The organism is Nostoc sp. NMS4 (assembly GCF_017115095.1).
In the GTDB taxonomy this organism is placed as follows: domain Bacteria; phylum Cyanobacteriota; class Cyanobacteriia; order Cyanobacteriales; family Nostocaceae; genus Nostoc.
Genome location: NZ_JABXKI010000076.1, coordinates 22,656 through 44,689, shown reverse-complemented (window position 1 = coordinate 44,689; position 22,034 = coordinate 22,656). Strand labels below are relative to the sequence as shown.

General features: G+C 41.8%; 23 protein-coding genes and 2 pseudogenes. 11 read left to right on the top strand and 14 right to left on the bottom strand.

Features of this window, described 5'->3' with window-relative positions; translation table 11 throughout:
• The 4 genes and pseudogenes from HWQ37_RS04445 to HWQ37_RS04430 all read left to right on the top strand — a co-directional run.
• Positions 1-1,237, top strand: a pseudogene (locus HWQ37_RS04445) (hypothetical protein); the annotation flags it as partial.
• A 102-nt stretch (positions 1,238-1,339) separates the two neighbouring features.
• Complete coding sequence (locus tag HWQ37_RS04440; protein ID WP_292744293.1) at positions 1,340-1,717, top strand: DUF1823 family protein; 378 nt, start codon at positions 1,340-1,342, stop codon at positions 1,715-1,717.
• A 278-nt stretch (positions 1,718-1,995) separates the two neighbouring features.
• Complete coding sequence (locus HWQ37_RS04435) at positions 1,996-3,654, top strand: alpha-amylase family glycosyl hydrolase (RefSeq protein ID WP_292744290.1); 1,659 nt, start codon at positions 1,996-1,998, stop codon at positions 3,652-3,654.
• A gap of 449 nt (positions 3,655-4,103) precedes the next feature.
• Positions 4,104-5,162 carry a 3-deoxy-7-phosphoheptulonate synthase gene (locus HWQ37_RS04430; protein WP_292744287.1) on the top strand — a complete coding sequence of 353 codons (1,059 nt, stop codon included), beginning with the start codon at positions 4,104-4,106 and terminating at the stop codon, positions 5,160-5,162.
• Positions 5,163-5,254: 92 nt separating this feature from the next.
• Here HWQ37_RS04430 and recF read toward each other — a convergent pair whose 3' ends face one another.
• Together recF and HWQ37_RS04420 are read right to left on the bottom strand one after the other, a co-directional pair.
• A complete protein-coding gene (recF, locus tag HWQ37_RS04425) occupies positions 5,255-6,379 on the bottom strand; it encodes a DNA replication/repair protein RecF (RefSeq protein WP_292744284.1) in 1,125 nt (374 codons plus the stop codon).
• Positions 6,380-6,526: 147 nt separating this feature from the next.
• Positions 6,527-9,385, bottom strand: a complete 2,859-nt coding sequence (locus tag HWQ37_RS04420; protein ID WP_292744315.1) for a cation-translocating P-type ATPase — start codon at positions 9,383-9,385, stop codon at positions 6,527-6,529.
• A gap of 440 nt (positions 9,386-9,825) precedes the next feature.
• Between HWQ37_RS04420 and HWQ37_RS04415 the strand changes: the two genes are divergently transcribed.
• Positions 9,826-11,496, top strand: coding sequence for a transglutaminase-like domain-containing protein (locus HWQ37_RS04415; RefSeq protein ID WP_292744281.1), 1,671 nt, complete (start codon positions 9,826-9,828; stop codon positions 11,494-11,496).
• A gap of 11 nt (positions 11,497-11,507) precedes the next feature.
• Here HWQ37_RS04415 and HWQ37_RS04410 read toward each other — a convergent pair whose 3' ends face one another.
• Entirely contained in the window at positions 11,508-11,684 is a 177-nt protein-coding gene (locus HWQ37_RS04410; protein WP_181373885.1) for a hypothetical protein, read from the bottom strand.
• 31 nt (positions 11,685-11,715) lie between these two features.
• Here HWQ37_RS04410 and HWQ37_RS04405 point away from each other — a divergent pair, with 31 nt between their 5' ends.
• Positions 11,716-11,928 carry a hypothetical protein gene (locus HWQ37_RS04405; RefSeq protein WP_292744274.1) on the top strand — a complete coding sequence of 71 codons (213 nt, stop codon included), beginning with the start codon at positions 11,716-11,718 and terminating at the stop codon, positions 11,926-11,928.
• A gap of 24 nt (positions 11,929-11,952) precedes the next feature.
• On the opposite strand, the gene HWQ37_RS04400 is transcribed toward HWQ37_RS04405, so the two are convergent.
• The gene (locus HWQ37_RS04400) at positions 11,953-12,582 is read right to left on the bottom strand and encodes a hypothetical protein (protein ID WP_292744271.1); all 630 of its coding nucleotides are present in this window, start codon (positions 12,580-12,582) and stop codon (positions 11,953-11,955) included.
• A 21-nt stretch (positions 12,583-12,603) separates the two neighbouring features.
• Between HWQ37_RS04400 and HWQ37_RS04395 the strand changes: the two are divergent.
• Positions 12,604-12,909: pseudogene (locus HWQ37_RS04395) on the top strand (Uma2 family endonuclease); the annotation flags it as partial.
• On the opposite strand, the gene HWQ37_RS04390 reads toward HWQ37_RS04395, so the two are convergent.
• Positions 12,904-15,537, bottom strand: a complete 2,634-nt coding sequence (locus HWQ37_RS04390; protein WP_292744269.1) for a U32 family peptidase — start codon at positions 15,535-15,537, stop codon at positions 12,904-12,906. The pseudogene HWQ37_RS04395 and the gene HWQ37_RS04390 overlap by 6 nt on opposite strands.
• Positions 15,538-15,779: 242 nt before the next feature.
• On the opposite strand from HWQ37_RS04390, the gene HWQ37_RS04385 reads away from it, so the two are divergent.
• Positions 15,780-16,196, top strand: coding sequence for an element excision factor XisH family protein (locus tag HWQ37_RS04385; protein WP_292744266.1), 417 nt, complete (start codon positions 15,780-15,782; stop codon positions 16,194-16,196).
• A complete protein-coding gene (locus HWQ37_RS04380; protein WP_292744264.1) occupies positions 16,184-16,516 on the top strand; it encodes a XisI protein in 333 nt (110 codons plus the stop codon). Before HWQ37_RS04385 ends, HWQ37_RS04380 begins: the two co-directional genes overlap by 13 nt.
• A gap of 95 nt (positions 16,517-16,611) precedes the next feature.
• On the opposite strand, the gene HWQ37_RS04375 is transcribed toward HWQ37_RS04380, so the two are convergent.
• Genes HWQ37_RS04375 through HWQ37_RS04360 form a run of 4 tightly spaced genes read right to left on the bottom strand, consistent with a single transcriptional unit; the run spans position 16,612 to position 17,692 of the window.
• Positions 16,612-16,896, bottom strand: coding sequence for a type II toxin-antitoxin system Phd/YefM family antitoxin (locus HWQ37_RS04375; RefSeq protein WP_292744261.1), 285 nt, complete (start codon positions 16,894-16,896; stop codon positions 16,612-16,614).
• Positions 16,893-17,096 carry a hypothetical protein gene (locus HWQ37_RS04370; protein ID WP_292744258.1) on the bottom strand — a complete coding sequence of 68 codons (204 nt, stop codon included), beginning with the start codon at positions 17,094-17,096 and terminating at the stop codon, positions 16,893-16,895. The genes HWQ37_RS04375 and HWQ37_RS04370 overlap by 4 nt, the downstream gene beginning before the upstream one ends.
• Before the next feature lie 33 nt (positions 17,097-17,129).
• On the bottom strand, positions 17,130-17,324 hold the full coding sequence (locus HWQ37_RS04365) for an HNH endonuclease (RefSeq protein ID WP_292744255.1): 195 nt from the start codon (positions 17,322-17,324) through the stop codon (positions 17,130-17,132).
• Positions 17,325-17,329: 5 nt separating this feature from the next.
• Positions 17,330-17,692: a hypothetical protein gene (locus HWQ37_RS04360; RefSeq protein WP_292744252.1), complete on the bottom strand. Its 363-nt coding sequence runs from the start codon at positions 17,690-17,692 to the stop codon at positions 17,330-17,332.
• Between HWQ37_RS04360 and HWQ37_RS04355 the strand changes: the two genes are divergently transcribed.
• A complete protein-coding gene (locus tag HWQ37_RS04355; protein WP_292744250.1) occupies positions 17,676-17,807 on the top strand; it encodes a hypothetical protein in 132 nt (43 codons plus the stop codon). The two genes, HWQ37_RS04360 and HWQ37_RS04355, sit on opposite strands and share 17 nt — an antisense overlap.
• An 83-nt stretch (positions 17,808-17,890) precedes the next feature.
• The gene (locus HWQ37_RS04350) at positions 17,891-18,964 is read left to right on the top strand and encodes a hypothetical protein (RefSeq protein ID WP_292744248.1); all 1,074 of its coding nucleotides are present in this window, start codon (positions 17,891-17,893) and stop codon (positions 18,962-18,964) included.
• Positions 18,965-18,988: 24 nt separating this feature from the next.
• Here the strand turns inward: HWQ37_RS04350 and HWQ37_RS04345 are convergent, their stop codons facing one another.
• The 5 genes from HWQ37_RS04345 to HWQ37_RS04325 form a co-directional block, all read right to left on the bottom strand.
• On the bottom strand, positions 18,989-19,297 hold the full coding sequence (locus tag HWQ37_RS04345; RefSeq protein ID WP_292744313.1) for a putative toxin-antitoxin system toxin component, PIN family: 309 nt from the start codon (positions 19,295-19,297) through the stop codon (positions 18,989-18,991).
• 97 nt (positions 19,298-19,394) lie between these two features.
• On the bottom strand, positions 19,395-19,622 hold the full coding sequence (locus tag HWQ37_RS04340) for a hypothetical protein (RefSeq protein ID WP_292744246.1): 228 nt from the start codon (positions 19,620-19,622) through the stop codon (positions 19,395-19,397).
• A gap of 75 nt (positions 19,623-19,697) precedes the next feature.
• Positions 19,698-19,877 carry a hypothetical protein gene (locus HWQ37_RS04335; RefSeq protein ID WP_465249664.1) on the bottom strand — a complete coding sequence of 60 codons (180 nt, stop codon included), beginning with the start codon at positions 19,875-19,877 and terminating at the stop codon, positions 19,698-19,700.
• Positions 19,858-20,151: a DUF2442 domain-containing protein gene (locus HWQ37_RS04330; RefSeq protein WP_292744240.1), complete on the bottom strand. Its 294-nt coding sequence runs from the start codon at positions 20,149-20,151 to the stop codon at positions 19,858-19,860. Before HWQ37_RS04330 ends, HWQ37_RS04335 begins: the two co-directional genes overlap by 20 nt.
• A 336-nt stretch (positions 20,152-20,487) precedes the next feature.
• Positions 20,488-21,891: a ferredoxin:protochlorophyllide reductase (ATP-dependent) subunit N gene (locus HWQ37_RS04325; RefSeq protein WP_292744236.1), complete on the bottom strand. Its 1,404-nt coding sequence runs from the start codon at positions 21,889-21,891 to the stop codon at positions 20,488-20,490.
• Positions 21,892-22,034 lie beyond the last annotated feature (143 nt).

Genomic DNA, 22,034 nt, shown 5'->3' with positions numbered 1-22,034 from the left:
TGGTGCTGGTACTGGACTATTTGCCACGACAACTGCGGGTTCTACGGGCAAGGGTGGTAACATCACCGTGGCAGCAAAAACGGCTTTATTTCAGGATGATGCTGCGATCGCAGTGGGGAGTTTAGGTAGTGGTGCAGGTGGGAATATCAACCTTACCACTGGGCAACTAACCCTTAACAATGGGGTGGAACTATCTGCTTCCACCTCTGGCAGTGGCAACGCCGGCAACCTCACCATTGCTGCCAATAGCGTCAACTTGAGCCAGGGAGCGCGGGTATCTTCTAATACTTCTAGCAGTGGAGCCGCAGGGGATATTACATTTCGGACTGACCAACTCACTCTTAATGGTGCTGGTACTGGACTATTTGCCACGACAACTGCGGGTTCTACGGGCAAGGGTGGTAACATCACCGTGGCAGCAAAAACGGCTTTATTTCAGGATGATGCTGCGATCGCAGTGGGGAGTTTAGGTAGTGGTGCAGGTGGGAATATCTCGGTTACAGCTAATCAAGTCACCCTCGATCGGAGCGCGTCATTTACTGCCGAAACTGCCAGCACTCAAGGGGGCAATATTAACCTAGATGTAAGCGATCTCTTGTTGCTACGGCATAATAGCTTGATTTCGACTACCGCAGGTACGGCTCAAGCGGGAGGCGATGGTGGCAACATTACGATTAATATCCCCAATGGGTTCATCATTGGCGTGCTGTCAGAGGACAGTGATATTCGCGCCAATGCGTTTACCGGGAACGGCGGTAAGATCCGCATTACTTCTCAGGGTATCTTTGGACTCCAGTTTCAGCCCCAAAACACGCCCAACAGTGACATTACCGCCAGTTCAAAATTTGGGATGAATGGGACAGTGCAGATTAATAATCTCGGTGTCGATCCCAGTTCTGGAGTCGTGCAACTACCTGTAAATTTCGTAGATCCTAGCCAACAAATTGCTACAGGGTGCAATGCTCAAGGCAGTAGTTTTGTGGCAACAGGACGAGGAGGGTTGCCGTTGAACCCAAATGAATCGGTAGCAAGTGATAGCCCCTGGAACGACATTCGTGATATCTCTGAATTTAAACGGCAAGGTAAACCCATCGCCCAGAACCCAAATCCCCCCATCATCGAAGCAACCGGATTTATTCGCACAGCAACCGGAAAAATTGAACTCATAGCCCAGTCTACATCTAGCAATACTGGGGTTGGTGATGCCTCCGTTACGTGTGCGATCGCAAAACCATAGAAAATTTGTCAGGCGATCGCAATAAAATTGCTAACAGTTGTCCACAAAACTGCTGTATTTTAATCAGTAATCAGTTTTTCAACTTGTAATTTTGAATTATTTATGTCTAACCTGCCACCACTTAATACAGAAACAATTTGGTCAATTATTGACGAAAAACTTGATGATGCCACAGTTAATCAATTGCTATGGCATTATTTAGGCTATCGCTATGACTCCTCAACTGCACAATGGGATACTAGCCAAGTTGCACCAGAATGGCAGAATGAATACCCAGAACCACCAAATTTCATTGAATCTCGCCCTGCAACAGTCAAGTTAACTCGTTCTATTCCGACTGAAAATAAACAAATGCTCAAAGAGAAGCTCGGTTTCAAAGGTTACAAAATTGGTGAATTTGGACCTCGACAAACTCGCAGAGCGACGGCGGCAAATTGGTTGTTAAGTTATCTTCAACAAACTAACGGCAAAATAGAGTAATTGTATCAGCATGTATTTGGTAAAAATATCCTATTTTTTACCGAAAATAACAATTTGCAAAGCTTTAAGTGTTTAAGTTTTTCGTCATGAGTACCTAAGTCCTTATTTAATAAAAAACTATCGATTTCTCGAAACATAATTCAGGTTTCATAAATCATTCAAAAATTATTCCTGAAGATAGAAGCACTACCGATCTAATTATTTCTCTAGAGCTATTTGCAAATTCAATTGAGCATTAGAGAATATTTCTATCAACCCTTGAGATTACAAACACTTCTATGGCGAAGCCAATTGAATTTAATTTATTTGCACCTTACAACAAAGGAGCCGCATTAATTGGTTCTTTTTCTGATTGGCAAGAAATTCCAATGCAAAGAGGTGATGATGGTTATTTTCGCACAAGTGTTGAATTAGAAGACGGCGTTTATAAATATAAATTCCGCGTTCAATCAAATTCATGGTTTTTTGAACCAGAACAATGGGTTGATGTTACAGACCCTTATGCAACTGATATAGATGAACAAAGTGGAAAAGATGATGGTGTGATCCGAATCAAAGATGGGCAAAGGATTACCGATACTTATATTTGGCAACATGATGATAAACCTTTACCTGCTGACCACGAATTAGTAATTTATGAATTACACGTTGGAGACTTTTCTGGTGGTGAGGACGATCCTTATGCACGAGGTAAGTACAAACACGTCATTGAAAAGTTAGATTATTTGTGTGAACTAGGAATCAACGCTATTGAGTTGATGCCACTTAAAGAATATCCTGGTGATTATAGTTGGGGTTATAATCCCCGCCATTTCTTCGCAACAGAATCTAGTTATGGTTCCACTGCTGAGTTAAAAAAATTGATTGATGAGTGTCACGGTAGAGGCATTCGTGTAATTCTTGACGGTATTTATAACCACTCAGAAGCATCTGCCCCTTTAACACAAATTGACCACGATTATTGGTATCACCACGAACCCCGCGATCCTGATAATAACTGGGGGCCTGAGTTTAATTACGAACATTATGATGAAAAATTAGATATTAAGCCAGCCTGGAAATTTATTAGTGAGGCAATCCGTTTTTGGATATCAGAATATCATCTTGATGGTATTCGCTATGATGCAGCGCGGCAAATTGCCAACTACGATTTCATGCACTGGATTGTTCAGGAAGCCAAAAGAACTGCTAGCATGAAACCTTTTTACAATGTTGCCGAACACATTCCTGAAACTACCAGTATTACCAATGTAGACGGGCCAATGGATGGTTGCTGGCATGACAGTTTTTATCACTGTATTTTAGAACACATTTGCGGTGATACATTTGATTTAGAGCGTCTCAAAGATGTAATTGACTGCAAGCGCCAAGGCTTTTTAGGTGCTACCAATGTGGTAAATTATCTCACCAACCACGACCATAATCATGTCATGGTTGAACTAGGAAACCGTGAGATTTTTAACGAAGAAGCCTTTCGGCGGGCTAAATTAGGAGTAGCGATTCTCATGACTGCTGTTGGTGTGCCTTTGATTTGGATGGGAGAAGAATTTGGCGAGTATAAACCTAAACAACCTGAATCATCCAAAATCGATTGGACGCTGTTAGGGAATGATTTAAATCGTAGTTTATTTGATTCATACAAAGGCTTAACCAATCTGCGTAAAAGTAATCATGCTCTCTACACGGAAAATATTGATTTTATCCACGAAAATGCAGAGGCAAAAGTATTAGCTTATACTCGTTGGAATGATGAAGGTTCTCGTGTAGTTGTAATTGCAAATTTCTCAGAAAACTTCCTAGAAGGTTATCATGTTCCTAACTTTCCTAGTGCTGGTACATGGCACGAGTGGACAGGCAATTATGATGTTGAATCTGGTGACGATGGCATCATAATTGACTTGGGTCCATACGAAGCCAAAGTGTTTGTATGGCAGTAATGATACAGCAAAATACAGAATACAGAATTCAGAATTCAGGAGTAAAACACGCTTTATACCTGGGTAACAGACTTAGCTTTTATACCTCGCTTTCCTTGAATCTGCTATATGCACCAATACAGTTTGATTAAGAAAAATTGTAGTTTGGGTTAAGCAAAGCGCAACCCAACAAAGCCCCGGAAATGTTTGGTTTAGTTCCTCAACCAAACCTACAGAGTTTAATGTTTTTGGCGCTAACTGAACTGTATTGTGATATAGACTACTGATAATTCAGTAGTCCAATAGCAAAGAAAAGGGGAGAAATATTTTCCCCTTTTTCAATTATTATCTTACTCATCTACAGTCTAATTAGAAATTTGTCAAGCATAAAATAAGCTATTTTAAAATATCATAGGTTTGTGTTACACTTTTGAGTTGAAGTGCGTCTATAAAATTGCCAGAGCATCCCCATGCACAACAAATTATTTAATGGTGATATCGACAACGCTAACATTGAGAACGATCGCATTTTATTAACTCCCAATGAAGTCAAATCAAAATTACCTTTAACACAATTAACCGAACAAAGAGTTTTAGCATATAGACAGGAAATAGAAGATATCCTTGATTTTAAGGATCGCAGGAAATTTATAGTAGTTGGCCCATGCTCAATCCATGACCCAAAAGCGGCGCTCGAATATTCTGAGAGATTGAAAATATTGTCCGAGCGAGTCAAGGATAACCTACTACTAATTATGCGAGTGTATTTTGAAAAACCAAGAACAACCGTAGGCTGGAAAGGGTTAATTAACGATCCAGAGATGGATGATTCTTTCCATGTCGAGAATGGTTTATTAATTGCACGGGATCTACTATTAAAAATTACAGAGTTGGGATTACCTGCTGGCACAGAAGCTCTAGATCCAATCATCCCTCAATATATCAGTGAACTGATTACATGGTCTGCTATTGGAGCGCGGACAACCGAATCACAAACTCACCGCGAAATGGCAAGTGGGCTTTCGATGCCTGTAGGTTTTAAAAACGGTACTGATGGCAATATTCAAGTAGCTTTGAATGCCCTACAATCAGCTAGAAACCCACATAATTTTCTGGGAATTAATCAAAACGGACAAGTCAGCGTCTTTCAAACTAAAGGTAATGGCTACGGTCACGTAATTTTAAGGGGTGGTAGTCAACCCAACTTCGATCCAGCAAATGTCAAACTGGTAGAAGAAAAATTAAAACAGACAAATTTACCACCGAGAATTGTAATTGACTGTAGCCACGGCAATACTAATAAAGATTACAAATTACAAGGTGCTGTCTTAGAAAATATTATTGAGCAAATAGTTGATGGTAATACATCAATTGTTGGCATGATGCTGGAATCAAATTTGTATGAAGGTAGTCAACCAATTACTGGTAAAAAAGAAGAACTAAAATATGGTGTTTCTGTAACTGATAAATGTATTAACTGGGAAGAAACCGAAAAAATTATTTTGGCTGCTCACGAAAAACTTAAATGAGAAGTCAGAAGTCAGAATTCAGAAGTCAAAATTCAAAATTCAAACATTTTAGACATTTCAGACAGGGATTTAAACCCTGGCTGAAAATGTCTTTAATTTTGGATTGTTAATTCTCCTGCTTTCACAAAAATAATTTGCGAGGACTTCAACCACTGGGAATCAAAAGAACCCAAGTGAGTGGTAGTAATTAGGGTTTGAAAGCGGTCTTGAATGGCATCAAGCAATTGATTTTGACGGGATAAATCTAGTTCGGCAAGAACATCATCAAGTAATAGTAATGGTGACTCTTTGACAACTTCTTCAATTAATTGTAATTCGGCTAATTTTAAAGCTAAAACTAGCGTTCGTTGTTGACCTTGAGAACCGTATTGACGAGCGGGTGTCTGATTAATAGTCAATTCTATTTCGTCTCGATGGGGACCGACCAGGGTAGTACCTTGGTGCATTTCAGCAATGGCTCGCTGCTGAATTTTTGCTAAAAAAGCTTGCTGTACTTCTTCTGGCTGGTTATCCTCTAAAGGAATATTAGATACATATTTAATTTGTAGAACTTCTGTACTGCCGCTAATACTGGCGTGCCAAGCACTAGCAATAGGAGCTAATCTTTGAATGGCGCGATCGCGTCTTCTAATTACTCTAGTTCCTGTTGTAGCTAGCTGTGCATCCCACACCGCCAGTTCTGAGTGTAAAGATGTTGCATCTAACGTCTCAACATGGCGTTTTAAAAAGGCATTGCGCTGGCGTAACACATGGTTATACTGCTGCAAAATGTGAGCATAAACTGGTTCAAGTTGAATTAATAGTGTATCTAACCAGTTGCGGCGACCTTCCGGGCCGCCGCGTACTAGTTCTAAATCTAAGCTAGAAAATTGGACTGCATTGAGAACGCCGAGAAAGTCCATTTGACGGCGGATAGATTCACCGTTGAGAGCAACACTGCGGCGACCATTGCGGCGCAGGGTTAAGGTGAGATCGCTAACACCTGTTTGTCGCTCAAGGGTGGCATTAATTTGGGCTATGGCTGACCCTTCTTGAACTAAATCGCGATCGCGGGTCATACGGTGCGATCGCAATGTCGCCAACAACTCCACCGCCTCCAACAAATTTGACTTTCCCTGAGCGTTATTACCAACCAAAATTGTTTTGGCAGCAGTAAATTCAACATTTTGGTCTTGATAATTCCGAAATTGTCGGAGGTTTAGAGTTTTCAGGTACATGGTGATAATTGGGCATTGGGAATTGGGGATTGGGCATTGGAGAGATAAGGGAGACAAGGGAGAGGGGGAAGACAAGGGAGAAAGATTGCTACCTTGTCCCCCTTGTCCCCTTGTCCTCTTCCCAATGCCCCATGCCCTATGCCCAATTTAGACAGCCTTCTTGCCCATAATCCGCAGAAATATTTTCTCCGCTTCAATCCAGATAAACATTAAGGCACTGAAGCCAATACAAACCCCTAATTCCTGCATATTCAGGTAGTGAGTACCAAAGAAATCTCGCAGGGGTGGGACGTAAACTAGCATCAACTGCAAAATCGTGGTGACGACAACAGCCGCTAATACAAAGATATTGGAGAAGGGATTCATCTCAATGGTCAGTCGGTTATTGGAGCGAATAGCGATCGCATGACCCATTTGGGCAATACACAAGGTTGTAAATACCATTGTTTTCCAAGTTTCAGGATCGCCTTGATACCCAGCAGCATGGGTATGTTGATAAGCCCACCACATTAAGGCAATGGTGATAATCGCAAATATTATCCCAATACGAATCATATAAGAACCCAATCCTCTAGCGAAAATACTTTCGCGGGGACTAAAGGGCGGACGTTGCATGACATCGGGTTCTGGAGGTTCCACAGCTAACGCTAAGGCTGGTAAACCGTCTGTAACTAAGTTCATCCACAAAATTTGTAATGGAGTCAGGGGAACGCCTCCCAAGCCAATTATCGGTGCGGCGGCAATTGTCAGAACTTCACCAATGTTACTGCCGAGGATGTATTTAATAAAGCGGCGGATATTGGTGTAAACCACTCTACCCTCCTTGGTGGCGCTGACAATGGTGGCAAAGTTATCATCAAGTAACACCATGTCACTGGCTTCTTTACTAACATCAGTGCCAGTAATGCCCATTGCAATACCGATATCAGCTTGTTTCAGGGCTGGGGCATCGTTGACACCATCGCCTGTCATTGCCACAAATCGACCCCGGCGTTGCAGTGCTTGGACAATTCGCAGTTTGTGTTCTGGGGAAACTCTGGCATAGATGCTCACGAGGTCAACGTTTTGCTCTAATTCCTGGTCAGTCATTCGTTGCAATTCTTGACCTGTGAGAACGCGATCGCCTTCTTGAGCAATTCCCAAATCGGTAGCGATCGCTCGTGCTGTTAATTGGTGGTCGCCAGTAATCATCACTGGGCGAATACCTGCTTCTCGGCATTCTTGCACAGCTGCCCTGACTTCTGGGCGTGGTGCATCTAGCATTCCCACCAATCCCAGCCAGACTAAATTTTGCTCGGATGTCTCATCTGAACCTTCCGGTGGAATCTCTAACAAAGGTTTGTAGGCAAAACCTAGCACCCTTAGACCTTTACTTGCCATTTGGTCATTTTCTGCCAAAATTTTCTGGCGTTGTTCTTCGGTCAAATTCCCTGTATAATTACCCAAATGAATTTGAGTGCAACGTGCCAAGGTTAACTCTGGAGAACCTTTGGTAAACATTAAATAAGGTTCCGATTCGAGAAAACCCGCGATCGCCGGGTCAATACCTCTCGAAGATGCTTCACCCGTGGCGACTCCCTGCACCTGAGAAATCACGCTCATCCGCTTCCGTTCTGAGGAAAAGGGGAACTCTGCAACGCGAGGTAACTTACTGTTCCACTGGTCTTTTTCGATTCCGGCTTTCCCCGCCAGTGTTAACAATGCTCCCTCTGTCGGATCTCCCAAAATTGCCCATTCACCTTGTTCTTTTTGTAATACTGAATCATTACAAACAGCACAGGCGACAGATAACGCCAAGATTTCTGGAGACTCCTCTAGGGAAATTTTTTGACCATTTAACTGAAAGTCTCCTGTGGGAACATAACCTTCGCCAGTGACGCGAAAAGTTTTGTTATTGGTGGAAATCGATTGCACCACCATTTTATTTTGAGTCAGTGTCCCGGTTTTATCAGAACAGATGGTAGTTACAGAACCCAAGGTTTCCACTGCTGGCAATTTACGAATCAAGGCATTTTGGCGTACCATGCGCTGGGTTCCCAGTGCCAAGGTGACGGTAATTACAGCTGGTAAACCTTCTGGAACCACAGCAACAGCCATACTCAAGGAGACTTCCAAGAGTTCTTGGATGTTTTTAAAACCTCCGTCTTTAATTACACCGCCGATCACAACGATCGCAACCAGAATTAAAGAACCCGTAACTAGGACATTACCCAGTTGCGTCATGCGCTGCTGTAAAGGCGTAGGTTCACTTTCCACCGCCTGTAACATTGCCGCAATTTTACCCAGTTCTGTAGTCATGCCGGTGTTAGTCACCAGAACCTTGCCTCGTCCTTGGACTACTTCAGTTCCTTGAAAGACGACATTGAGGCGATCGCCTAATGATGTGTCCTCCGGCAATTTTAGTGATGCCTGTTTATTCACCGCTTCGGCTTCACCAGTCAATGCCGACTCACGCACTTGTAAATTCGACTGTTCCAGCAAGCGTCCATCTGCGGCTATCTGCATTCCAGCTTCCAGCAGCATTACATCCCCTGGAACTAGTTCCTTAGCTGCTATCTCCACCTGTCTACCGTCGCGGATCGCCCGCACTAAGGGAGAAGTCATTTTTTTCAAAGCTGCCAAGGCTTTTTCGGCACGGCTTTCTTGGACGTAGCCGAGTATGCCATTGAGGATGACAATTGCTAAAATTGCGATCGTATCTTTAAATGGCACTTCACCGGGCTTTAATCTACCCTCCCGCAAAGCCATCAGGTCTAAAAACCCGGAAATGAGAGCCACGCCAATCAGCATCAACAACATAATGTTCTTGAACTGATCCAGCAGAATTTCCCAAGCACTACGGCCAGCAGTTTCTTCAAGTTCGTTAGGGCCGTATTTTTGTAATCTCTGTTCAATTTCTTGGGGTGTTAAGCCGCTCTCTGCGTTACTATCAAGCAGGTCTAGCGCTTTATCAACTTCTAAACTATGCCAAACGGCGGCACCTTCAGGCAGAGAATTAGCAGACATCGTGTAGGTCACAGCAAATGGTTACAAAATTCGATCATAATTGAGTGATGCCAGGAATTCCATCTTCTAAAGATACATTAAGGCGATCGCCCAGTCGTATGAGTGTATACGTAATTCTTAACATTTGTAAATTCCCCCTGTTTTGACATAGTATTATTTCTCACGAAAGAGTTTTTCGGAACACATTGTACCGATAATTATTAGTATCTCGCCGTAAACGTGGCGATCGAGAACCACTAAGTTGATGTACTTGGTAAGAGCAATGCCCATTGTGGGCAGTCTTTTAACTCAGCACTCTTTATCCACCCCGATGGGGGGAGCCATTGCTCGACTAGGATTTTCCATATCAAGCGATTGGTGTGACGGCGGTAAAACCGCTTGCGTCATGTTTCACTCCCCTACCTAAAGGTGAGGGTTTTTTACACTTACCACAAGGTTTTATGAGTTTTGCACTCCCCACTTTGACCGTTAGCCAGATGTTTGGGCAAAAAACAATTCGACCGCTTACTGCTGCTACCCTGTGTGGCATTACTTTCATTAAAGATAGACTGATTGCTATTGACAGTATTAAAGGGCATCTACTGGAAATCGATCCCATCTCTGACAACAGTAAAATTCTCAATCCCCATCAAGTTGAAGAATTTACCGATGTCACTGGTTTAGCGGCGTGGGATGATACCCTGTGGGTGAGCCGAGAAAATAGTGTTTACTTGTGCAAGCTGAATGCTTTGGGTCTGGAACATTTTGTAACATTGCCTTATCCGGCTGATGGCGTTGCTGTTTGTGAAACAACAGTTTATGTCAGCTGTCAAAGGCTGGGCTACATTCTGGTTTTTGACCGCGAAACGCGAAAAGAGATTACCAGATTTTATGCCCCCGGAGTTGGCATAGAGAATTTGGCAGTCAACCAAGAAATGCTATGGATTTGCGATCGCACTGAACAATCAGTTTATGCGATGGATAGAGCCACGGGAGAACTGCAATTTAGCGTCCTGACACCCTTTGAATGTCCTACAGGCATCGCAATCCATAAAAATGACGAAACAGGCAAAGAAAGTATTTATGTCGCCTACGCCTCAGAGGAGCCTTATATCCGGGATAATCCCAATGCCGATCCGAGTCATGAGCTAACATTCCGCGATCGCACTTTTATTCATCCTCTGTATTATCATTACGATCCAGATAAGCGTTACGCCCTCTCTAACGGCTATCTCATTGAAATGTCTTATGCTGAGGAAATTGCCCCCTTAGACGAGGTTTATTTACCTGATGTGGAATGGCGCATCGCCCTACCATCGGAAACTGAGCGTCAAAAGGTGAAACACGTTGAACCCATTGGTATGCCTTTTACCGAAGAAGTGATAGAGGGGCAACGTGTAGCAGTCTTTAAATTTGATTCTCTTGCACCAGGAGAACGGCATATATTTGGCTGGAAAGCACTTTTGGAAGTTCGAGGCATTAAGTATCGCATCACACCCAGAGATGTGGAAAATATACCTGAACTTTCCCCAGAATTACAAACACGCTACCTAGTGGACGACGACGATTTAGCAATGGATACTACCATTGTTCGCCGTGCCGCCAGAGAAGCGATTGGTTCTGAAACCAATGTGTTACGGAAAATGCACAGCATCCGCAACTACGTTTATGATGAGTTATCCTACGGTATTAAACCTTACATTGACACACCAGATACAGTTTTAGAGCGGGGCGTTGGTTCCTGTGGCGAATATGTGGGCGTTTTACTTGCCCTATCTCGTTTAAATGGCATCCCCTGCCGCACCGTAGGCAGGTACAAATGTCCTCCCCATAGTGACTTCATAGGAGTACCGCTACAACCCGACTTTAATCATGTTTGGTTGGAATTCTACGTCCCAAATTTTGGCTGGTTGCCAATGGAATCAAATCCTGATGATATAGGTGAAGGTGGGCCTTATCCGACGCGCTTTTTTATGGGCTTATGCTGGTATCACATTGAAATTGGCAAAGGCATAACCTTTGAAACTGTGACAAGTCAAGGTGCGCGGCTAACCAAAGAAGATATTCCCATCGGTGATTTAGCGATAAATCATATCCGGTTCACAATTCTTAAAGAACTACCGGACTTTTGAATTTCTTCCATTTATTTACCCAAATTATGCTTTTTAATTAGCTCCTGGTTTTCAGGTTTATTGAGCCAGTCTTCTAGAGCCTCAGCGATCGTATCGCTGAGGTTTTTATCTTTGAGAGCTACCACAGCCCGAAACAATCGGTTTAACTCTGGAGAAACATAGCCTCGTAATTCCTTCTTTTCACTCATCAACCTTGCACAGCTTACAACCGCTTAATTTTTGCACAGCTTTTTAGGCTATGTTGATTTAGTGGTTTATCCTATTATCCGATTGTCCTATTTAGGCAGTATGATTGTGAGTGTTGGAATGCGATCGCTCTGTGGCTGGACACCAAATAAAGCGATCGCTGACGTTTACCCCCATATTGGGAGATTAATAAATTTATTGCAACATTTTAGTCTTGTCACGCCAGTAGGGTGTGTTATGCCGTAGGCTAACGCACCTTAATACGTCTGCTTAACGACTATTCTTATCACGAGTGGATGAATTATCTGGTATTGTATCAGCACGAACTATATCGCTAATCCATTCTCCCTCAACATTATTGTTAGAAGAATTTGCATAATCATCCCATGTCATAGTGTCGCCAGTTGAGTATTCATAAACGACTCCACGAGTTTGATTATTACCATCGCCATCATTTAAACGAATCCACGTTACATAATCACCAGTGGGAGGATAACCACCACCAAAATTACGACCTGGAGATTTATTAGCTAAACTTCTAATTGCCCCCGGTGCAGGTCGCCAACTTCGATAATGATGAGTTACAAATTTGTCGGGATAACCAGACCTCCTGTAATGTACTATTTGGTGAAACTTGTAATTATAAAGAACTGAAGATTGACCTTGCGGGCCACAAACCAAATTGAGTGGATAAAAAGAACAATATCTTTCCTTAGCTTTATTTGGAACCTGCTTATTTTGAGCTTTGCTAATTGCGATCGCTCCGCCAGCCTCAGCTAATTCCAAGCCTATAACAGGGGTACATTCAGGTTGAGGTAAAATCCCTTTACAAATTAGAAGTAAAAGAAATGTCCAAATTCCTACTAATCTAAATACAGATTTATTTGTGGTTAATCGCACTAGTCTTAACTCCTTACAACCATTGAAGTCGTCAGCACTAATTGGAGGGATGATTATGCATCCAAGCTGGTTGACTAAGAAACTTTTGGCGTTCCTGAATATTGGATTGTTGACTATTTAGCTTTGGGGGGTAGAAGGTATATAGGTAATCCCAAACAACCGACTATTTCCGTTTACTATTTGGTGGATGGTGAGTATCAAGTTAACCTGTTTCGGGGAAGCGATGCCTACGGCGGTAAACAACGCATCATATCCCCTACATTCCCAGAATTAAACTTGACTGCTGAACAAATTTTTCAAGCTGGGCGTTCAGAAAATCAATTATGACCGCAGTGCTGACACTCCCATAGGACCACGAGTTACGCCCAATTGATTTTGCAGTTTCAACTCGCGCCATAGTTGAGAACCTGTAATTTCACCTTGCAATAATTGACTATAACAATGTATTGTTTTACTCACTTGCTCTGGGGTTTCATTGATAAACTCGATGCGAAACTGACGTAATCCCAGTTCTATAAGGCGCTGTACGTACTCGGCTCCGGTTTGAGCAGTGCCGTTAAATACAGTATTGCGACAAGCTACATCAGCTTTGAGGACGTGTTCGCTACCAACGCGATCGCGCAATTTAACTTCCTGCTTTTCACAAGGTCGTCCACAGTTAGTATAATTTGTACCCGTGGATAAAAAGGCACAAAATACACAATGCTCCATGTGGAACATCGGTATATGCTGATGAATTGTCACCTCAAACCACTGGGGTGGGCAACTGGTGAGCAGGTCTTGCAGTTGGATAATATTTAGGTCATAAGATGCCGTCAGCCGTTCTAAATTAAAGTGTTGCTGAAAGTAATCTGCTGTTAAGGGATTAGCAACGTTGAGCGAAAAATCTCCAATACAACGGTCTGCTGCAAAGAATTGCAATTGGTCATAGTTCCGTATCAGATAGCCATCTGCTTCACAGGCACGGACTTGCTGCAAAATCCAATTTTCCCCCGGTTTAGTAATTCGGGGTGGTGCAACCCAAATTGTGGGAAGTTGGGAGTTAGGAGTTAAAAGCGAAAAATTATCTGATTTGTTTTTTTGCTGTTGCTGGCGCACCATTTGCACCGCTTCTCGATAGGCGCGGGGGTCTTCAAATTCACAGTAAAGTGTTTGGATTCCCGCTTGGAGTGCTGCTTGAAGTTGCTTGAGATTTCGTACTAGAACGATGAGTGAGGGGGATGTAGCTTTAGCTTCCCGCAGGGTGGGGGATGAGGAGGGAAGTAAGTCTTGGAAAGAAGCATCAGAATGTAATTGCCAACGTTTGGGTTGACTCCGCAATTCTTCCAACTGTGCAACTATTTCCCGTCGCATCCGGTTTAATTCACTTACGGGTAACACGATCGCACCGATGAGATGGTTGATTAGCGTTCCCAGACAGAAAGGTGTGTTACCTAGACGACCGAATTGTTCTTGTAAACGCTCTGTATCTAAGGGTTTGGTGTGCGCCTCCACCAGTGAAATTGCAGATTCTACCTGTACAATATTACCGAGTTGATCGCGGGCGATCGCAATTAATGCCTGACCAACCTCTCCATAAATTTCTACATCAATCGGACGTTGAAATTTGGGGGTTTCACCAGCAAAACTCTGACGTAGTTGCTTATCGAGTTCTGGATCGCTGGTTTTCCAAATGCGATCGCCTATATGCACTCGGCGCAAGTTCAGGTCATTTCTACCAAAGGTCAGCACACTTTCCTTACCTCTGGAAACCACCCCATAAACTCGCCCGCCTTCTTCCTTCGCCTCTGGATGACCGCAGTCAAATACAATTCCATCCCCTGGCTTTACAGGTGCTTCCAATTTGACTGTTATCTCTTCGTTGTGGATGCGGGTAACTTCACCTAAATAAACCCCACGTTTTTTACCAAAGCGGGCGTGAACTAGTTCTTGATTATTAATCCCGCCAAACCAGCCCGTGTACAGTCCGCGAGAAAATGCCATTTCTAGGTTGTAATGTTCTTGGTCTTTTGTCGGTTGTTGATTAAGTGGAAGATCCCCCCAACCCCCCTTCAAAAGGGGGGCTATGTTCCCTCCTTTTGAAGGGGGGCTAGGGGGGATCTCCGTCATTACACTATCCAAAGCTTGCCGATAAACACGGGTAACATTAGCAACATACTCTGGAGCTTTCAGGCGACCTTCAATTTTGAGACAGGTTACTCCTGATTTCACCAAATCGGGCAAAACATCTAATCCTGCTAGGTCTTGAGGACTGAGTAAATATTTGCGCTCTTTTAAATTTACAACTTTCCCATCAGCGATTAAATCGTAGGGCATCCGGCAAGCTTGGGCACATTCACCTCGGTTAGCAGAACGTCCGCCTAAAGCCTCACTAGTCAAACACTGACCGGAATATGCCACGCACAAAGCACCGTGAACAAAAACTTCCAAGGGCAGCGACGTTTCTTGTAGGGCAATCTGCTGCTGTATTTTATTGATTTCTTTGAGAGAACATTCACGCGCCAGTACCACCAATTGACAGCCAAGAGATTTGGCAAATTCCACCCCAGCCGCACTGGTAATTGTCATTTGCGTAGAAGCATGAATGGGAAAATCGGGGGAAAGTTGACGGATGAGACGGCATATACCAATATCTTGAACGATCGCTGCATCCACACCAGCTGCAATAATTGTGCGGAGATATTGTTGCGCTTCTGCCAGTTCTTTGGGAAATATTAGTGTGTTGACGGTGACATAACCTTTTACGCCCCGAAGGTGCAGGAATGTCATCAATTGGGGTAAGTCCGCCTCAGTAAAATTTTCTGCCCGCATTCTGGCGTTAAACCGATCCAAACCGAAGTAAATCGCATCTGCCCCATTTTCCACAGCAGCTTTAGCACAGTCCCAATTACCTGCCGGCGCGAGTAGTTCAGGACGTTGAGGGGAAAGTTGGGAAAGGGAGATATCGCTTTTCATTAGATTTCGGGAGGTTTAACTAGCACCATAGTGATTTTATCGAAGTTGGTGGGGGATGGTGCGATCGCTCTTTCATCTGCGGTTCATTCAATCCTCTTTTCCTCTGCATCTGGAATAATTAGACAGGCGAGAAGAAACAGAACTATATTAAATTTAGTTAAAAAAAGTTTCGCTAGGTTGTTAATGTATTAACAAAATGGAAATTCTTAAATCAAGCACCGCCATAAATTGGAATTAAACCTGTGTCTGCTAAAGATGCTTTTCATACAGTTGTCAAAACAGCACTTGAGAAAGATGGCTGGTTAATCACTCACGATCCTTATACCATCCAGGCGGGAACACTTGAGCTATATATTGATTTAGGAGCAGAAAAAGTTATTGCAGCCGAAAAACAAGGACAAAAAATAGCTGTTGAAATTAAAAGTTTTCTAAGTCCGTCAAAAATCACAGAGCTTTATGCTGCATTAGGACAATTTATCATTTACCGAATTGCTTTACAAAAAAAAGAAGCTAATCGGACTTTATATTTAGCGGTTCCTAGTACTGTTTACAATGAGTTTTTTATACTTCCATTGATCCAATCTGTTATTCAAATTAATCAACTCTGTTTACTAATTTATAATATTGAACAGGAGGCAATAGACCAATGGCAAAGCTAGACGAATATCGGCAATATATTAAGAATTTACTTCAACAACACGCTAGTATTGTTTGGGATAATCGCATTCAAGCACAGACAATTTTTGATACAGAACACGATCATTATCAATTAGTTTATGTAGGTTGGCACGAGCAAGACCGCATATATGGACCTGTTCTGCATCTAGATATTATTGGCGAGAAAATCTGGATTCAGCAAGATGGGACAGAGGTAGGAATTGCTAATGAATTGGTTGAATTAGGTGTCCCCAAAGAAGATATTGTTTTGGGTTTTCAGTTACCCTCTGTGCGTAAATATACAGATTTCGCTATTAGTTGATTTAATTTCTTAAAAATAGCGATCGCCTTAACTAAAACAATATCCATAACTCAATCACCTTTATTATTAAAAATGATATTTACAAGTCAAAATAATCAAGATTCTTTAATTTTATAAGTTTGTGGCTCAAAGACATTTTTTTCATATTCATCTAAATTAACAAAAATTAAGTTTCCCTTTTCTACATTCTCTAAAGCTTTTAGTAGATGTTTTTTGTTAGTTTCTGATTTGAGAAGATAGGTAGTTTCGTCTTCTTCAGATGGTGGTTCAACTAGCATAATGACTTGTACGAAAGTTTTCGCATCTTTACCAGCATATTGTAACTGTATCTGGCATAGATGAGATTTGGGCGATCGCTCTTTCATCTGCGGTTTGTTCAATCTTCTGGAGGATGCCAACCCGCAAGTACCCAATAACTGCGAACTTCTAGTGCATCTGCATCATCGCTCAAATGTAAAACTGCAACAGTTGCTCTACCAGTCGGTGTTTTGCCAACAATACGTAGACCATCTTCACTCCAGCAAAAATGCTCAAACCAGACTTGAGTACGAGGGTTAAATAGCTTTACTGTTTCGCTCATCTCTGGATCAACTCCTGTAGTTTTATCACTTTTTTAGCGATTACATAAGGGACAAGCTAGCCACAAGTTTGATTCATCATTGCTACCATTTTTAGATATGGGAATAATGTGTTCAATTTCCAAACGTGCCATTACTAAACGCTGAGGACTTAAACAATAGCCACATCGGTTTCGAGCATCGGTGCGGACACGACGTTCTATTTCTACAGAAATGTAAAAGCGTGCCATTGCTGTTAATTGAGGGCTGGTTTCAAGCCGCGTTCAACAGCCACTTTAAAGGCTCTTGCTTTACTTATTAAGCCACGTCGGTAGACCTGCATTAGTTCATCTAGTTGACGAACTTCTGCATCATTTAGCTGTCCCTCTCGGTGACGCGCTTGCAAGTCACTGAAAACCTCTTGCTGCTGAGTTTCCATCTGCATATCGCACATAGCCAAAACCTGATCATCTGGTAGAGACTCCAGAGGTAGTTCGGTAATGGCGCGGTCAATCCATTCTAGTAATACATCTTCAAGTCGCCGATGTGTGAAAGCCGCGATTTCCTTTGCTTTTTGTGCCAGTGTTTCAGGGAGTTCAAGGGTGACAATTTCAGCCATTTTCTACCTGTTTGCTTTTACTTATGATTGTATCTGCGATCGCTCTGCATTTTTTGGTTTAAAAATAGCGATCGCTATTAGACAGAATAGAACTCAAATTGGGAATACTGAGTAAAGCGTGGTTATTTGCTGCGGAGAATCGAAGTGACTAGCTAGCAGACATCACGCTGTTGAAATTTTAGCAAATGAGAGAAAATTATGGAAACGGTTACAGCAACATTTTTAATTCCTGACTGGATTAATGAAGGCTTGAAAACTAAAGCTTACGAACGTGTTGGAGGTGTTATTCGTGATTTTCGGACAAAGCAGATAGTTGCTATGTTACGTGAAACAGTACCTTATTTAACTCAAGCATCAACAATACTTTCTCAATTTGGTTCAGCAGCAAGTATTCTTAATTTGGGTGTTTCAGTAATAGGATTTGTCGTTGTAATTAAACGCTTAGGGGATATTGAACAGCGCCTTAAAATTGTACAACAAGATGTCAAGAAACTGAATCTTAAATTTGACCTTTCTGTCTATGCTAATTTTCGTGCTGCTCTTGATTTAGCGCGTGATGGTTTTACAATGACTAAACATGAAAATCGTGTCAATATGGCGAATTTAGCTATTAATCGGTTTTTAGAGGCTCAACATACTTATACTGGCTACTTTGATACAGCATTAGAAGAAGATATTGAAGTAGCTGATGAATATTTATCATCGATATTTTTAACCTACGTAGCTAGAGTAAGTTGCTACTTGGAATTAAAAGAAATTTCAACTGCATGTCTTTGTCTGCAAGAAGGTACAGAATTTCTTAATAAGTGCGTTAACAAATATTTTGATAAAGTATTTTCTTATCTTGATGACGAAGAACAGGAAAAGTTTTACAAAAACTACCCTCTGTTACTTTCTGCTTCTTACATTACTGTCAATGGCGTGATTACTGGAATATTTGGTTATTTAGGTTATTTTGGTTATTGTAGGAAACCATTACTAATAGCATCTCCGGTATTGCACGGCAATTTACTAGAAGAAGTATTATTATGGGTAACATCTAAAAAAGAAGAAGAAACAGTATTAGATAAAGCATTAGAAAAGCTTGAAGCTATTATTGAAACCAATCGACGTTTTCAATCTTACCAAACAGAACTACAAGCCATAGCCCAACTAGGAATTAGCTTCGATGACTGGCTTAAATTAACTCCGTCTACAGAAATTAAACCAGACGGCGCAGAATTAATGTACATCATTCCATCTAAACTTTTAGAGTTACAGCCTTCCATCTGAACTAATTACAGGATTAAAGATGAATTAATCAAGGTCAAGAAAGTCTCTGAGAGTAATAATCTGGTTTTGATATTCGGCTAGGGTCTTGAGTGATAAAAGGTCTTGATCTCCTGTGATTAAAAATTCTGCATTGGCATCTTTAGCAAGTTCTAAAAATTTGTTGTCATCTGGATCTCTACAGGTGTTTATTTGAGATTTTATTTCTATAAATTGACTGTATTTTTTAACTATATCCAAAAAATATTGTCGGTCTTCATCTGAGATATATTTATCGAACTTAGGTTTATAAATTCGTGTATTTAATTCTTGATAAGTTTCATCACTTTGAGCAATTTTAAATTCTTTTTAGACTTTATCTAGGGCTTTACGGGCTGTTCCATTAGGACTTAGAGCAGCACTAAGTAAAACATTTGTGTCAATGACAATTAGTTTATGATTCATCGGCGAGTAATTCTTCTAGAGTTTCTTCGGTTAATCCTTTGGCTTGAGCATTTCTGCCGATTCTGTCAAAAACACTAAGTAAATCTTCATCTTTATTATTTGAAGAGGTTTTCTTTATTTCTTGAATAAGTTTTTCTTGTTCTTGTGCGGGAAGTTGTAGGACAAGATTAAGAATTTGCTCGAAGGTTAGGGGGAGTTGATAGGTTTTTTGAGTCATGGTGAGTTCTGGAGTTAGGGAATAGAAACTTGTTAGCTTTTTTAATCAGGTTTGAGCCAGTTTTCTACTTTTAAATCACGATTCCTCTACACCTTGGCGAATTGCATTATCCATATCCTCAAGAGTTTTAGGTTTTCCTGCATATTTTAAGCAACCTGCTACATCATCTAATTTAGTTGCTGAAACAAAATTACTAGGCTTTAATAAATCACCAACTTCTGGAATTGCTTCTATTTTAACTCCAACTTTTTTCATATTCTTCCAGATTTCTATATGTAGGAATAGATTGGTTAGTAACCACAGAATAAAGAACATCCGGGTCTAAATCTGCGCCATTATCCCAGTGAATTGTTCCCCATTCAGCGTTAATTTTAACAGTTTTAAAATAGGCTAAATCTTTTAAAGGTGCAAAAATTCCTGTAAATTCGATTAACTGGTTAACATCAACAATACCTTCCTTTCCGTCTTCAAACTTCAAATAGAGTTGATAGTTATCGTGAGGAATAACTTCTATAATGTCTTTAAGCATAATTCACTCTAATGGTTGAATTTTTTCTAAGGGATTATTTTGTCTTGCCAGTTCCCAGTTTTCTTTAAGAGGATGTTTTAAAAGTCCTCTCGTCGGTAGTAAAACGTTTTAGATCCCCCTAAATCCCCCTTAAAAAGGGGGACTTTGATTCCGGTTCCCCCCTTTTTAAGGGGGGCTAGGGGGGATCTAGAAGTGCCTAAAATTACAGCCAACCACTTTTAAAACATCCTTTATTCCTCTGTGTTCTCTGCGCCTCTGCGGTTCGTAAAAAAAAAGGCAAACCCAAAAGTTCGCCCGTTACATACTATTATGCTGTTGCTAAATCCAAACTCAAATCTAAATCTTCGCTTCTTCTCTCACCAACTTATCCCAACCCAAATCTTTCAAATTATTATTCCGACGTAGCGGACGAGTCACCAACTCCAACATGTCACGCGCATTCGTAAAGCCGTGAATTTGAGCAAAAGTGAACTCCACCGACCACTTTGTATTAATACCGCGTGCTTCCAACGGATTAGCGTGAGCCATACCAGTAATTACCAAATCTGGTTTCAACGCATAAATTCGCTGAAGTTGATTGTAATTATCCGGCTTCTCTACAATCCTTGGCAGAGGTGAATTCATTTCCTGGCAAGTTTTCTCCAAAAGTGCCAATTCAGCAGCTTGATAGCGCTTATCCATGTAAGGAATGCCGATTTCGTGAACTGTCATCCCACAACGGATTAAGAATCTGGCTTGGGAAACTTCCAGCAAGTTATCACCCATGAAGAATACAGACTTACCGCGAATCAGTTTGACGTAATCTTCCAAACCTGCCCAAATTTGTGCTTCCCGTTCATCCAAACCCTTGGGAGTAATACCGAATACCGAGCAGATTTTCTCAATCCAAGCGCGGGTACCATCGGGGCCAATGGGGAAGGGTGCGCCAATGAGTTTACACTTGCGGCGGCGCATTAAGGTGGTAGCTGTGCGGCTGAGGAAGGGGTTGACACCAGCGACATAATACCCTTCCTCCAGTACTGGCAATTCTGTGAAGCGCTTCGCGGGTAGCCAGCCGGAAACTTTAATGCCTTGTTTCTTCAGTTCCAAGGTTAACTGAGTAACTACGGGGTCTGGAAGAGAACCAAAGAGAACTAAGGGTGGATGATCTACGTACTCAGACTCATCTTGGGCGACATCTTCTTTCTTTTTACCAAAGTTGAGTAATTTAGCGATCGCATTGCGTTCAATTTTCTCAGTTTCCGCCACCGGAGCCTTATCAGGACAACGGTTAGCCATAGCAGCTAATACTGTGTCTTCCCCTTGGGTGAAGGCGTAATCTAGACCATTTGCCCGCGCTACAACGATGGGAATCCCGATTTCAGATTCCAACTTCGGTGCCAAGCCTTCCAAATCTGTTTTGATAATTTCGGTGGTGCAAGTGCCAATCCAGACAATTACACTAGGATTGCGATCGCGTTTAATTTGCAAACACAACCGCTTTAACTCTTCATAATCATTCAACTGTGCCGAAATATCGCCCTCTTCCAACTCTGCCATTGCATAGCGGGGTTCAGCAAAAATCATCACCCCCATCGCATTTTGCAGGAAGTAGCCGCAAGTTTTTGTCCCAATCACCAAAAAGAAACTATCTTCAATTTTTTGGTATAACCACGCCACGCAGCTAATTGGACAAAAGGTATGGTAATTCCCGGTTTCACATTCAAAGCTTAAAGCTTCTGGTTGTTGAGCGACAGTCATTTTGGTTTTTTCTCCCCTTGATATTTAATGGCAGTTCAACCAATTTCAGATTTTAGATTGATAATTTTGGATTGAAGACTGGGACTACAAAAGTATCCTTTGTCTAACGACAATTTCCCTAATTCCTCATCCAAAACCCCAAA

Bases quoted from the DNA above. Each gene is read 5' to 3' on its own strand.
- HWQ37_RS04440 (WP_292744293.1), top strand. From the start codon at position 1,340: ATGTCTAACCTGCCACCACTTAATACAGAAACAATTTGGTCAATTATT.
- HWQ37_RS04435 (WP_292744290.1), top strand. From the start codon at position 1,996: ATGGCGAAGCCAATTGAATTTAATTTATTTGCACCTTACAACAAAGGA.
- HWQ37_RS04430 (WP_292744287.1), top strand. From the start codon at position 4,104: ATGCACAACAAATTATTTAATGGTGATATCGACAACGCTAACATTGAG.
- recF (WP_292744284.1), bottom strand. From the start codon at position 6,379: ATGTACCTGAAAACTCTAAACCTCCGACAATTTCGGAATTATCAAGAC.
- HWQ37_RS04420 (WP_292744315.1), bottom strand. From the start codon at position 9,385: ATGTCTGCTAATTCTCTGCCTGAAGGTGCCGCCGTTTGGCATAGTTTA.
- HWQ37_RS04415 (WP_292744281.1), top strand. From the start codon at position 9,826: ATGAGTTTTGCACTCCCCACTTTGACCGTTAGCCAGATGTTTGGGCAA.
- HWQ37_RS04410 (WP_181373885.1), bottom strand. From the start codon at position 11,684: ATGAGTGAAAAGAAGGAATTACGAGGCTATGTTTCTCCAGAGTTAAAC.
- HWQ37_RS04390 (WP_292744269.1), bottom strand. From the start codon at position 15,537: ATGAAAAGCGATATCTCCCTTTCCCAACTTTCCCCTCAACGTCCTGAA.
- HWQ37_RS04380 (WP_292744264.1), top strand. From the start codon at position 16,184: ATGGCAAAGCTAGACGAATATCGGCAATATATTAAGAATTTACTTCAA.
- HWQ37_RS04370 (WP_292744258.1), bottom strand. From the start codon at position 17,096: ATGAGCGAAACAGTAAAGCTATTTAACCCTCGTACTCAAGTCTGGTTT.
- HWQ37_RS04365 (WP_292744255.1), bottom strand. From the start codon at position 17,324: ATGGCACGCTTTTACATTTCTGTAGAAATAGAACGTCGTGTCCGCACC.
- HWQ37_RS04360 (WP_292744252.1), bottom strand. From the start codon at position 17,692: ATGGCTGAAATTGTCACCCTTGAACTCCCTGAAACACTGGCACAAAAA.
- HWQ37_RS04350 (WP_292744248.1), top strand. From the start codon at position 17,891: ATGGAAACGGTTACAGCAACATTTTTAATTCCTGACTGGATTAATGAA.
- HWQ37_RS04340 (WP_292744246.1), bottom strand. From the start codon at position 19,622: ATGACTCAAAAAACCTATCAACTCCCCCTAACCTTCGAGCAAATTCTT.
- HWQ37_RS04335 (WP_465249664.1), bottom strand. From the start codon at position 19,877: ATGAAAAAAGTTGGAGTTAAAATAGAAGCAATTCCAGAAGTTGGTGAT.
- HWQ37_RS04330 (WP_292744240.1), bottom strand. From the start codon at position 20,151: ATGCTTAAAGACATTATAGAAGTTATTCCTCACGATAACTATCAACTC.
- HWQ37_RS04325 (WP_292744236.1), bottom strand. From the start codon at position 21,891: ATGACTGTCGCTCAACAACCAGAAGCTTTAAGCTTTGAATGTGAAACC.